General features: G+C 71.5%; 8 protein-coding genes. 3 read left to right on the forward strand and 5 right to left on the reverse strand.

All coding sequences use genetic code 11. From position 1 onward, the window contains the following. Positions 1-113: 113 nt before the first annotated feature. Both glgB and MKD51_RS07500 read right to left on the reverse strand, forming a co-directional pair. Positions 114-2,303: a 1,4-alpha-glucan branching protein GlgB gene (gene glgB, locus MKD51_RS07495; RefSeq protein ID WP_240239707.1), complete on the reverse strand. Its 2,190-nt coding sequence runs from the start codon at positions 2,301-2,303 to the stop codon at positions 114-116. Further along, the gene (locus MKD51_RS07500; protein WP_240240867.1) at positions 2,300-4,264 is read right to left on the reverse strand and encodes an alpha-1,4-glucan--maltose-1-phosphate maltosyltransferase; all 1,965 of its coding nucleotides are present in this window, start codon (positions 4,262-4,264) and stop codon (positions 2,300-2,302) included. Before MKD51_RS07500 ends, glgB begins: the two co-directional genes overlap by 4 nt. A gap of 115 nt (positions 4,265-4,379) precedes the next feature. Here MKD51_RS07500 and glgP point away from each other — a divergent pair, with 115 nt between their 5' ends. Then, positions 4,380-6,917, forward strand: a complete 2,538-nt coding sequence (glgP, locus tag MKD51_RS07505; RefSeq protein WP_240239708.1) for an alpha-glucan family phosphorylase — start codon at positions 4,380-4,382, stop codon at positions 6,915-6,917. A 10-nt stretch (positions 6,918-6,927) separates the two neighbouring features. On the opposite strand, the gene glgX is transcribed toward glgP, so the two are convergent. Beyond that, complete coding sequence (gene glgX / locus MKD51_RS07510; RefSeq protein WP_240239709.1) at positions 6,928-9,090, reverse strand: glycogen debranching protein GlgX; 2,163 nt, start codon at positions 9,088-9,090, stop codon at positions 6,928-6,930. Positions 9,091-9,110: 20 nt separating this feature from the next. Between glgX and MKD51_RS07515 the strand changes: the two genes are divergently transcribed. Together MKD51_RS07515 and mnmA are read left to right on the forward strand one after the other, a co-directional pair. Continuing rightward, entirely contained in the window at positions 9,111-10,292 is a 1,182-nt protein-coding gene (locus MKD51_RS07515; RefSeq protein ID WP_240239710.1) for an aminotransferase class V-fold PLP-dependent enzyme, read from the forward strand. 287 nt (positions 10,293-10,579) lie between these two features. Then, positions 10,580-11,734 (forward strand): tRNA 2-thiouridine(34) synthase MnmA, encoded by a 1,155-nt coding sequence (mnmA, locus tag MKD51_RS07520; RefSeq protein WP_240239711.1) that lies wholly within the window; start codon positions 10,580-10,582, stop codon positions 11,732-11,734. A gap of 91 nt (positions 11,735-11,825) precedes the next feature. Here the strand turns inward: mnmA and MKD51_RS07525 are convergent, their stop codons facing one another. After that, a complete protein-coding gene (locus MKD51_RS07525; protein ID WP_240239712.1) occupies positions 11,826-12,356 on the reverse strand; it encodes a hypothetical protein in 531 nt (176 codons plus the stop codon). 21 nt (positions 12,357-12,377) lie between these two features. After that, positions 12,378-12,788 (reverse strand): DUF4383 domain-containing protein, encoded by a 411-nt coding sequence (locus MKD51_RS07530; protein ID WP_240239713.1) that lies wholly within the window; start codon positions 12,786-12,788, stop codon positions 12,378-12,380. Positions 12,789-12,836 lie beyond the last annotated feature (48 nt).

Here is a 12,836-nt window from a genome sequence, read left to right on the forward strand (position 1 = left end):
GCGACGCGTCACGAGACCTCGTTGGCTGCTCCGGTCTCGTGACGCGTCGCACTGCGCGCGGCGCTCCTCGACCTACGGGGTGACGCGTCGCGCTGCGAGCGGCGCTCCTCGACCTACGGGGTGACGCTGCGCGCGGCCTTCGGCCTCAAGATGAGCCCCGCCAGTGGCGGCACCGTGAGCGTCGCCGACGCCGGGCGCCCGCCCCACGGCTCCTCGACCGCGTGCACCGTGCCGAGGTTGCCGACGCCGGAGCCGCCGAACTCCAGCGCATCGGAGTTCACGAGCTCCTCCCACTCGCCCGCGAACGGCAGACCCATCCGGTAGCCCTCGACGGGCCTGCCGGAGAAGTTCACGATCGCCGCGACCGGGTCGCCCTCGGCGCCCCAGCGCAGGAACGCCACGAGGTTGTCGGAGGAGTTGCCGCCGTCGATCCACTCGAAGCCGCCCGGCTCGTTGTCGCGCAGCCAGAGCGCCTCGGTGTCGCGGTAGGCGCGGTTGAGCTGCGAGACGAGCGACATGAGGCCCCGATGCACCGGCTGGTCGAGGATCCACCAGTCGAGCCCGCGTGCCTCGCTCCACTCGCTCGGCTGCCCGAACTCCTGGCCCATGAACAGCAGCTGCTTGCCGGGGTGCGCCCACATGAAGGTCAGGTAGGCGCGCACCGAGGCGAGCTTCTGCCACTGGTCACCAGGCATCTTGCCCAGCAGCGAGCCCTTGCCGTGCACGACCTCGTCGTGGCTGATCGGCAGCAGGAACTGCTCGCTGAACGCATACAGGAACGAGAACGTGATCTCACCGTGGTGGTGCGAGCGGTACATCGGGTCGACCGCCATGTACTGCAGCGTGTCGTGCATCCAGCCCATGTTCCACTTCATGCCGAAGCCGAGGCCGTCCGCATCCGTCGGCTTCGTCACCCCCGGCCAGGAGGTCGACTCCTCGGCGATCATGACGATGCCGGGGCAGCGGCGGTAGACGGTCGCGTTGACCTCCTGTAGCAGGGAGATGGCCTCGAGGTGCTCGCGGCCGCCGTGCACGTTGGGCAGCCACTCGCCGTCCTCGCGCGAGTAGTCGAGGTAGAGCATCGAGGCCACGGCGTCCACGCGCAGCCCGTCGATGTGGAACTCCTCGAGCCAGTAGACCGCGTTGGCGACGAGGAAGTTCTTGACCTCCGGCCTGCCGAAGTTGAACACGTGCGTGCCCCAGTCGGGCTGATCGCCGCGGCGCGGATCCGGGTGCTCGTAGAGCGGCTTTCCGTCGAAGCGCGCGAGCGCCCACTCGTCCTTGGGGAAGTGGCCGGGCACCCAGTCCATGAGCACGGCGTAGCCCGCCCGGTGGAGCCGGTCGACGAGGTAACGCAGGTCGTCGGGGTGGCCGAAGCGGCTGGTGGGCGCGAAGTAGCCCGTCACCTGATAGCCCCACGAGCCCCCGAAGGGGTGCTCGGCGAGCGGCATGAACTGCACGTGCGTGAAGCCGGTCACCTCCAGGTGCTCGATGAGCGCATCCGCCATCTCCCGGTAGCCGAGGCCCGGTCGCCAGGAGCCGAAGTGCAGCTCGTAGACCGACATGGGGGAGTTGTGCGGGTCGCGGGCGGCCCGGGAGCGCATCCAGTCGTCGTCGCTCCACGCGAAGCGGCTCGAGCCGACCTTCGAGGCGGTCGCAGGCGGCACCTCGGTGTAGCGCGCCATCGGGTCGGCGCGGGTGACCCAGCCGTCGTCGGTGAGGATCTCGTACTTGTAGGCGCTGTGCTCGAGGTCGCCCGGCACGAACAGCTCCCAGACGCCGGAGGCCCCCATGGTGCGCATCGAGTGCGAGCGACCCACCCAGTCGTTGAAGTCGCCGACGATGCGCACGGCGCGCGCGTTCGGCGCCCAGACCGCGAAGCCGGCACCGGCGACGCCCTCGTGCACGCGCAGCCGCGAGCCGAGCACCTGCCATGCCTGCTCGTGGCGACCCTCGCGCCACAGGTGCAGGTCGAGCTCGCCGAGCGTCGGCGTGAAGCGATACGGGTCCTCCGCCTCCCAGGCGGCTCCGTCGCCGTAGGTCGTGCGCAAGCGGTAGGGGCGGATGGGTCCGGTCACGGTGGCCTGCCACAGCCCGTGCCCGAGGTGCTCCATCGGCGTCGCCACCTGGTCGGTCTCGGCCTCGACGAGCACCGTCACCGCGTCGGCGAGGTGACGGACAGCCCGAACGACGTGGCTCGACGCATCCGAACCGCCGGTCGAGGGATGCGCGCCCAGCAGGTCGTGCGGTGCCGGGTGCGCGCCGTCTGCCAGCAGCTGGATGGTGGCCTGGTCGAGCATCATGCCCCCGATCGTCGCACGTGGATCACATGCGCGGGCTCGACGAAGGCGTCGAGCCGCACGAAGTTGTGGTCGCTCCACTGCCACGTCTCGCCGGTGATGAGGTCGTGCGCGTCGAAGACCTCGCCGGGCCGCAGCCCGAGCTTCGCGAGGTCGAGGTGCACGGTCGTCTGGCGGGCCGAGTGCGGGTCGACGTTGGCGATCACGAGGATGGTGTCGCTCTCGCCGCTCTCGGTGAACCTGCCGTCGAGGTGCCTCGAGTAGACCAGCACGGCGTCGTCGTCCGACCAGTGCACGTCGAGCGCCCACAGCTGCCGGATTGCCGGGTGCGCTGCGCGGATCTCGTTGAGCTTGGCGATGTAGGGGGCGATCGTGGTGCCGTTGCGCGCAGCCCGCTCCCAGTCGCGCGGCCGGTACTCGTACTTCTCGTTGTCGATCGCCTCCTCGGCGCCCGGCCTGGCGACGTCCTCGATGAGCTCGTAGCCGGCGTACATGCCCCAGGTGGGCACGGCGGTCGCCGCGATCGCCGCCCGCACCTTGAACGCCGGCACGCCGCCGAACTGCAGGTACTCGGTGAGGATGTCGGGCGTGTTCACCCAGAAGGCGGGCTTGAACCAGGCGGCCTGCTCGCCGGTGACCTCGCGCAGGTACTCCTCCAGCTCTGCCTTCGTGTTGCGCCAGGCGAAGTAGGTGTACGACTGCTGGAAGCCGACCTTGCCGAGCGCCTGCATCATGGCGGGGCGCGTGAAGGCCTCCGCGAGGAAGACCACGTCCGGGTGGGCCGCGTTCACCCGCCCGATCACGAGCTCCCAGAACCACAGCGGCTTCGTGTGCGGGTTGTCGACGCGGAAGATCTCGACGCCGCAGCCGATCCAGAGCTCGACGATGCGCAGCACCTCCGCGACGATGCCGGTCGGATCGTTGTCGAAGTTCACCGGGTAGATGTCCTGGTACTTCTTCGGCGGGTTCTCGGCGAACGCGATCGTGCCGTCGGGCAGCGTCGTGAACCACTCAGGATGCGCGGTCACCCACGGGTGATCTGGGGCCGCCTGCAGGGCGAGGTCCAAGGCCACCTCGAGCCCCGCATCCGTCGCCGCCCTGACGAAGGCACGGAAGTCGTCGATCGTGCCCAGATCGGGGTGGACGGTGTCGTGGCCGCCGTGCCGAGAGCCGATCGCCCACGGGCTGCCGGGGTCGCCTGGCTGGGGCGTGAGCGTGTTGTTGGGGCCCTTGCGGTTGACCTCGCCGATCGGGTGCACCGGCGGCAGGTAGACGACGTCGAAGCCCATCGCCCGCACCGCGTGCAGCCGCTGGGCGGCAGTCGCGAAGGTGCCGCTGCGCCAGGTGCCGTCGGCGAGCCGCACCGCTCCCTCTGAGCGGGGGAACAGCTCGTACCAGGCGCCGACGCCCGCGCGCGTGCGTTCGACGCGCAGCGTCAGGGTCTCGGATGCGGTGACGAGCGAACGCGGTCGGCTGCGGTCGACGGCGGCGAGGATGTCGGGGTCGTTGACGGCGGCCCAGCGCTGCATGACCGGCGTCTGCACGTCGGCGAGCGCGGTGCCGGCACTCGCCAGTCGCGCTGCGTCGGCGCCCTTCGCGCTGCTGGCGGCGCGCGCGAGCAGCTGCGCGCCCATGGTGGCCATGAGCTCGGCGTCGATGTCGGCGGCGATCTTGATCTCGGCGTTGTGGTGCCAGGTGGCCCACTCGTCGGCCCAGGCCTCCACCTTCCACTTCCAGGTGCCCTGCTCGTCGACGAGCGCGAGCGCCTGGTGGCGGTCGAGACCGTCCTCGAGCGGCAGCATGGGGATGCGCTGCTTGCCGCCGCTGGGGGCCTGCAGCACGAGCGTCACGCCGATGCGGTCGTGGCCCTCGCGAAAGGCAGCCGCGGAGAACGGCACGACGTCGCCGACCACCGCCTTCGCAGGGAAGCGGTTGCCGGGCTGCTGCGGCTGCAGGTCGAGCACCGGGATGCGCCCGGAGCGGATGGTCTTGGGCAGTGCGTCAGATGTCTTCGCCACGCCCCAAACCTACTCACGGGGGTGGCTTGGTTGCGAGGGCCCGCCGCTAGGCTCGGGGAGTGTGAGAGCGATCCGCAAGTTCACCGTCCGCACCTCCCTCCCGGAGCGGCTCCGCCGCCTCGACACCATCGCGTCGAATCTGCGCTGGTCATGGCATGAGCCGACCCGCGAGCTGTTCCGCGAGATCTCGCTCGACGGCTGGCGTGCGACCGGCCATGATCCCGTGCAGCTGCTGGGCTGGGTCGGCACCGAGCGCCTCGAGCAGCTCGCCGCCGACGACGCCTTCGTCGCCCGCGTCGACGGCATCGCTGACGACCTCGACGACTACCTGTCGCAGGCGCGCTGGTACCAGTCGCTCGAGGACGCGCCCGAATCGATCGCCTACTTCTCTCCCGAGTTCGGCATCACGAGCGCGCTGCCGCAGTACTCCGGCGGCCTGGGCATCCTGGCTGGCGACCATCTGAAGGCCGCGAGCGACCTGGGTGTGCCGATCATCGGCGTCGGCCTCTTCTACCAGGCCGGCTACTTCAAGCAGGCGATCTCGCGGGAGGGCTGGCAGCAGGAGTCGTACCCCGTGCTCGACCCCGACGGCCTGCCGCTCACCATCCTGCGCGACCCGGACGGCAGCCACGCCACGGTGGCGATCGCCCTTCCCGGCGGGCGCACCCTGCACGCCCGCATCTGGCAGGCCACGATCGGCCGTGTGCCGCTGCTGCTGCTCGACACGAACATCCACGAGAACACCGATGAGCTGCGCACCGTCACCGACCGGCTCTACGGCGGCGGTGGCGAGCAGCGACTGCAGCAGGAGCTGCTGCTGGGCATCGGCGGTGTGCGCGCCCTCGCGGTGCACGCCGAGCTCACGGGTGCGCCGGCCCCGGCGGTCTATCACTCGAACGAGGGCCACGCCGGCTTCCTCGGCATCGAGCGCATCTCTCGACTGATCGCCGAGGGGCTCGGCTTCGACGAGGCGCTGCAGGTCGTGCGCGCCGGCACCGTCTTCACGACCCACACGCCGGTGCCCGCCGGCATCGACCGCTTCGACGTCGAGCTCGTGCGCAGCCACCTCTCCGGCGACCTCGTGCCCGGCGTCGACGTCGATCGCGTGCTCGCGCTGGGACGCGAGGAGGATCCGGCGATCTTCAACATGGCGCAGCTGGGCTTCTCGCTCGCGCAGCGCGCCAACGGCGTCTCGAAGCTGCACGGCGAGGTCTCGCGCGGCATGTTCGCGAGCCGCTGGCCCGGCTTCGACGCCGACGAGGTGCCCATCACCTCCGTGACCAACGGCGTGCACGCGCCCACCTGGACATCACCCATCCTCAAGCACCTCGCCGAGCGCGAGCTCGGCACGCTCGACACAACCCGCTGCGACTGGGACTCCGATGCCGTGAGCGACGAGACGCTCTGGTCGGTGCGGAGGGAGATGCGCGAGGCGCTCGTGCAGGAGGCGCGCGACCGCACCAGGGCGAAGCATGTGCGCAACGAGGGCGCGGCACCGCTCTGGGTCGACGACCTGCTCGATCCCGATGTGCTCACGATCGGCTTCGCGCGCCGCGTGCCGACGTACAAGCGGCTCACACTCATGCTCCACGACCGCGACCGCCTGCGCGCGCTGCTGACGCATCCCGAGCGCCCCGTGCAGCTCGTGATCGCCGGCAAGTCGCACCCGGCGGACGAGGCGGGCAAGGCCCTCATCCAGGAGCTCGTGCGCTTCTCGCAGGAGCCCGACGTGCGCGGCAGGATCGTCTTCCTCGAGAACTACGACATCGCCATGGCGAAGTCGCTCTATCCGGGCTGCGACGTGTGGCTCAACAACCCGCTGCGACCGCTCGAGGCCTGCGGCACGTCCGGCATGAAGGCGGCGCTCAACGGCTCGCTCAACCTGTCGATCCTCGACGGCTGGTGGGAGGAGTACTTCGACGGCAAGAACGGCTGGGCGATCCCCTCAGCGCACGAGCAGATGGATGCTGCGGAGCGCGACGCCTTCGAGGCCAACGCGCTGTATGAGCTGATCGAGCACCAGGTGGCGCCGCGGTACTACGACCGCGACGAGCGCGGGCTGCCGACCGCCTGGATCGCATCGATCCGTCACACGCTCGCGACGCTGAGCCCCGAGCTCTCTGCCGAGCGGATGCTGGGCGAGTACGTCGGCAGGCTGTATGCGCCTGCGGCGAAGGCCGCGCGGGTCGCCGCCGCGGACGGTGCCAGGGCGGGCCGCGAGTTCGCGGCGTGGACGAGGCGGATGCGCGACGACTTCGGGCAGGTCTCGGTGCGACACGTCGAGATCGAGGGCGTCGACGTGCCGCCGATCGTGGGCGACGATGTGCGTGTGCGCGCCTTCGTCGAGCTGGGCTCGCTGACCGCCGAGGATGTCGCGGTGGAGGTGGTGGGCGGAACGGTCTCGGAGGAGGGCGAGCTGCGCCACGCGCGCAGGTTCCCGCTCGACGAGATGAGCGTCGAGGGCTCGGTGCACCGCTTCGAGTCGGCGATCGGGCTGCCGCTGGCCGGCACCTTCGGCTACACGGTGCGGGTGGTGCCGAGGCACGCGATGCTCGCCTCCGACGCCGAGCTGGGGCTGGTCACCTACCCGAAGGGCTGAGCGGGCGAGGCTACGACTGCGCTCCCCGCGCGGGGGTCGCGGCCTCGACCTCGACCTCTGCGTCCCCCTCGACCGCAGGCGGGGACGGCGGCGTGCGCAGCACCATGACCGTCGCCTCGGGCTCGCCGGCTGCCGGCAGGCCGTGCACGGCGTAGACCCGCATGCTCATCGCCGAGACCGTGACGCGGGCGCCGGGGGAGACCTGCTCGTCGCCGTGGTGGTCGGCCGCGGAGTCCCAGAGCAGCTCCAGCGCGGTGGCGCCGTCGGGCGCGGGCGTCTGCACGAGCGTGTCGCGCGGCGAGCCGTGGAAGATCACCAGCACGCGCGAGTAGGGCTCGTCGAGCGGCGTCGACTCGGCGAGCAGCTGCATGGTGCGCTCGTGCGAGTGATCCCAGTCGTCGATCGTCATGGGCTCGCCGGCGGTGTTGCACCACTCCAGCCGCGAGGAGCCGGCGACGCGCTGGCCGCTCTGGCCGTACCAGAGGGGCCGCAGCGCCGGGTGCTCGCGCCGCAGCTGCAGCAGGCGACGCGTCTGCGCGAGGAAGGCCTCCTGCCAGTCGCTGCGATCCCACCGCATCCACGTCAGCGCCGAGTCATGGCAGTAGGCGTTGTTGTTGCCGCGCTGCGTGCGGCCGAACTCGTCGCCCATCGTCAGCATCGGCACGCCCGCTGAGACGAGCAGCGTGCCGAGCAGGTTGCGCATCGATCTGCGGCGGTCGAGCTGCACGCCGACGTCGTCGCTGCGGCCCTCGATGCCGTGGTTGTAGGAGCGGTTGTCGTCGGCGCCATCGCGGCCGTCCTCGCCGTTCGCCTCGTTGTGCTTGCGGTCGTAGCGCGTGAGATCGCTGAGCGTGAAGCCGTCGTGCGCCGTGATGAGGTTGACGCTCTCGAGCGGCCCGCGCTGGTGGGCGAACAGCCCGGCAGAGCCGGAGACCGCGTGGGCGAGTGGACCGACGCCGGTGGAGCCCTCGCCGCCGTGCCGGAACGAGCGCAGGTCGCTGAGCCAGAACTGCCGCGCGGTGTCGCGGAAGCGGTCGTTCCACTCGCTGAAGCCTGCCGGGAACGAGCCCGTCCGCCAGCCGTCGGGGCCGACATCCCATGGCTCGGCGATCATGGTCGCCGCTGCGAGCTCGGGCTCGGCGAGGATGCGGTGCAGCAGCGGGTGCCCGGGGTCGAAGGCGCCGTCGGCCCCGCGCCCGAGCACCGGGGCCAGGTCGAAGCGGAACCCGTCGACGCCCATCTCGCGGTGCCAGTAGGCGAGCGAGTCGATGACGAGATCCTGCGCGGCCGGCACCGAGAAGTCGACGGTGTTGCCGCAGCCGGTGTAGTCGATCATCGAGCCGTCGTCGGCGACGCGATAGTAGGAGGCGTTGTCGATCAGCCGCAGGCTCGAGGGAGGCCCGCCCGCACCCTCCTCGGCCGTGTGGTTGTAGACCACGTCGAGGTACACCTGCAGTCCAGCCTCGTGCAGCAGCCGCACCATGCCCTTGAACTCGCGCAGCACACCGCCGGTGCCGTCGAACTGCGCCCTGCGGGAGGCGTATGCGCTGTGCGGGGCGAAGAAGGAGAGCGTGTTGTAGCCCCAGTAGTTCACGCGCCCCTGCTGGATCAGCCGCTGCTCGGAGGCGAACAGGTGCACCGGCAGCAGCTGCACGGTGGTGACGCCGAGATCCTTGAGGTAGGCGATCGTCGACGGATGGGCGAGGCCCGCGTAGGTGCCGCGCAGCTCGGCAGGCATGTGGGGGCTCAGCTTCGTGAACCCCTTCACGTGCGCCTCATAGATCACCTGGCGGTCGAGCGGGATGCTCGGGCTGGCCGTGTCGCCCCAGTCGAACGCCGGGTCGATCACGGTGGCGCGATGCTGGCCGTGCGGCGTGCGCACGACGCCGCGAGCGTGCGGCGGCAGCGCGTTGCGCGACCAGTCGAAGGCGTGCCAGGGGCCGACGGGGCCATCGACGCCGAGCGCGTAGGGGGTACCCGTCGGCAGCGCGTCGGTCTCGACGACGAAGACATCCCCATGCCGCTGCATCGGGATCGACGTGCGCAGCCAGTCGGGGTCGCCCCGGTCGAACACGCGCAACTCCATGCGCTCGGCATGCTTCGACCAGACCGTGAGCCGCTTGCCGGCGTCGATGCGCTCGAGCCCTCTCGCGCGACCGACAGCCTCCACCACGCGCTCTAGGCTATTCGGTCATGCGGCTCTTCGATCACGCAGCGGCAACGCCCATGCGCCCATCGGTGCGCAGGGCGCTCGCCGACGCCGAGCCGCTCGCCAATCCGGCATCGACGCATCGTGAGGGCCAGCGCGCGTTGGCCGTGCTCGAGGACGCCCGTGAGCGGCTCGCTGCAGCCATCGGCGCTCATCCGACCGAGGTGATCTTCACCTCCGGCGGCACCGAGTCGATCAACCTCGCCGTCAAAGGCGCGTGGTGGGCGGCAGCCGACGGGCGCGATCCGGCTGCGATCGGCCCGATCGTCGTGCCGGTCGCAGAGCACCATGCAACGCTCGACGCCGTCGAGTGGCTCGAGCGGCAGGGTGCGGCGGTGCGCTGGATCGGCGTCGACGCGCACGCCGTGACCGACGCCGACGCATTCGCTGCGGCGCTCGCAGGAGGGCCGACGGCATCCGGCGCCACCGCATCCGGGGCCACGGCATCCGGCGCCATCGCATCCATCGCCACCATGCTGGTCGCGAGCAACGAGGTCGGCTCGCTGCAGCCGGTCGCAGCGGTGGCGGATGCGGCGGCACGCGCGGGCGTGCCGCTGCACCTCGACGCGGTGGGCGCGTTCGGTCATCTGCCGCTGCGGTTCGCCGAGACCGGGGCGTCGCTCATGAGCGTCGCGAGCCACAAGCTCGGTGGCCCCCACGGTGTCGGAGCGCTGGTCGTGCGGCGCGACGCGAAGCTGCAGGCGCTGCATCACGGCGGCGGGCAGCAGCGCGGGCTGCGCTCCGGCACGCAGGATGCGCTCGGTGCCTCGCTGTTCGCGTTCGCGGCAGAGGAGGCGCTCGCGGAGCTCGAGCAGGAGTCGGCGCGGCTGCGCGAGCTCACCGATCGCATCCTCGCGGCGGTCGCGGCGCTGCCCGGCGTGCAGCTGCTGGCCACTCGGGAGCGGCTGCCGCACATCGCGCACCTCGTCGTCGAGGGCGCGCAGGGGGAGTCGCTGCAGTTCCTGCTCGACGAGGCTGGCTTCGCCGTCTCGAACGGCTCGGCGTGCTCGGCGGGCGTCGCGCGCGAGTCGCACGTGGTGCGCGCGTGCGGCCTCGAGGGCGTCGCACCGCTGCGACTCTCGCTCGGCCGCACGACGACCGCTGCCGACGTCGACGCCCTGCTGGCCGCGCTCCCCACCGCCATCGCCCGCGCCCGAACCCTCTGACGCATCCGCCGCGCGCCCGCGCCCGCGCCTGCGCCCGCTGACGCATCCGCCGCCGCGCCCGCGGCCGCATCTGCGCCGCCCCGACCGCCGCCGGGCGACCGCAGATTGTCAGGTCTGTGCAGGAATGTCGCGACAATCGAGCGCAGACCCGACAATCTGGCTCGGGGGCTCGGGGGCTCGGGGGCTCGGGGGCGCGGGGGCTCGGGGGCGCGGGGGCGCGCTGGCGAGGGGGTCGGTAGCCTGGTGGGAAGAAGGTTCGAGCGACCACGGATGAGGGGAGCGCACGCATGAAGGTGCTGGCAGCCATGTCGGGCGGCGTCGACTCCGCCGTCGCGGCGGCGCGCGCCGTCGATGCCGGCCACGAGGTCGTCGGCGTGCACCTCGCGCTCAGCCGCATGCCCGGCACGCTGCGCACCGGCAGCCGTGGCTGCTGCACGGTCGAGGACGCGATGGATGCGCGCCGGGTCGCGGACAGGCTCGGCATCCCGTTCTACGTCTGGGACTTCTCGGAGCGCTTCCACGCGGATGTGGTGCAGGACTTCGTCGACGAGTACGCCGCTGGGCGCACCCCGAACCCGTGCCTGCGGTGCAACGAGAAGATCAAGTTCGAGGCGCTGCTCGACCGCGCGATCGGGCTCGGCTTCGACCGCGTCGTGACGGGCCACTACGCGCGCGTCGAGCGCGCCGAGGCCAGTGCCGAGCAGACCGGCAGCACGCTGCCCGGCGTCGAGCTGCATCGCGCGGCCGACTGGGCGAAGGATCAGTCCTATGTGCTCGGCGTGCTCACCGGCGAGCAGCTCGCGCACTGCTGGTTCCCGCTCGCGACCACGCCCACCAAGGCCGAGGTTCGCGCGGAGGCCGCGGAGCGCGGCTTCCTGCTGGCGCAGAAGCCCGACAGCCACGACATCTGCTTCATCCCCGACGGCGACACCCGTGGCTTCCTGGCCGAGCGGCTCGGCGTCGACCCCGGCGAGATCGTCGAGCGCGACGGCACGGTCGTCGGCAGCCACGACGGCGTGCACGGCTACACGGTCGGGCAGCGCCGCGGCCTCTCGCTCGGCGTGCCCTCACCGGATGGCCGCCCCCGCTTCGTGCTGGAGGTCAAGCCCTCCACTCGCCAGCTGGTCGTCGGCCCGAAGGAGGCGCTCGCCGTGTCGCGCCTCGCCGGCAGCCGCATCTCCCATGCAGGGGCACCGCATCCGGCGCTCGTCGATGGGCTCGAGATCGAGGTGCAGATCCGCGCGCATGCCGACCCTGTGCCGGCGCATGCGCGCATGATCGGCGACGAGCTCGTGATCGACGCGGTGCAGCCGCTCACCGGTGTCGCGACCGGGCAGTCTGCGGTGCTGTATCTCGGAACGCGCGTGCTGGGGCAGGTCACGATCGACCGCACGGTCGCTGCTGACGAGCGTGTGCCCGCAGACGACCGCATGTCGGCCTGAGGCTGTTCGACGATCTGCTCGCCGACCGGGGCGGCGGCGAGCGGAGGCGACGGCGGACGTCGAGGCGCGCAGGCCACGCCGCCCAGGGGGCTCAGTGGTGGCCGTGCTCCTCGAGCAGCGACTCGTCGATCTGCGGATCCAGCGGCGCCTGCTCCTGCTGCGCGCCGTGCCCGCCGTGCTCTCCGTGCGGCACTGCATGCTGACCGGCCTCGGTGCCGGCGAGCGCGGCCGTTGCTACGGCGGCGACCACCGCGGCGGAGCCCAGGAGCGACAGCACCGCAGCCAGCGGCCTCGGCGCTGACATCGAGCGCGACGGCCGAGCGATGAGCGCGGCGGCGGCGAGCGCGAGCCCCGATTCAGCGAGCATCGGCCCGAGCGGCAGCACAGCAGTGCCGTCAGGCATGACCATCAGTGCTCCGAGCCAGACGAGTGTCGGCACGGTGAGCGGCAGCAGCACGACGGCGACCGGAAGCCGTGTGCCACGCAGCGCGAGCACCGCGATCACCGCCTGGGCGATGCCGGAGGCCAGCAGCGGCACCGCCGCCACCGGCGCGGCAGCGGCGCCCACCGCGAGTGCGATGAGCGCCGCGCCGAGCGCTGCTACGGCTCCGATGATCCGCATCAGCGCATCCATGCTCTTCCCCTACGCGTGCGCGCGCTGCGAGGTCGTGCTGCGGTCGAGCGCGAGCCCGGTGCCGAGCAGCACGATCGCCGAGGCGAGGTGCAGGATGTGGTCGGCCGTGTTGAGCGCCAGGATGTTGAGCGCCGTGCCGACCAGGAAGAATCCGACGATGCCGAGCAGGAGGTAGACGGCACCGACGGTGACGTTCACGCCCTTCGCGGCGGGAGTGCTGCGCAGACCTGCGATGAGCAGAGCAGCGCCGATCGCGAGGTGCGCGATGTTGTGCAGGTGGTTCACCTGGAAGATGCCGAGCAGCAGGCCGCCTTCAGAGCCGGCGAAGTTGCCGCCGGCGACGAAGAGGCCGAGCACGCCGACGAGCAGGTAGACGGCGCCGAAGATCGTGGCGACGAGTCGGTTCGGGGACTGGGTCATGACTCCTCCTTCTGTGTTGGCCGTTGCCGGCCTGTGCGCCGACATGGC

Source organism: Agrococcus sp. ARC_14 (assembly GCF_022436485.1).
Taxonomy (GTDB): Bacteria; Actinomycetota; Actinomycetes; order Actinomycetales; family Microbacteriaceae; genus Agrococcus.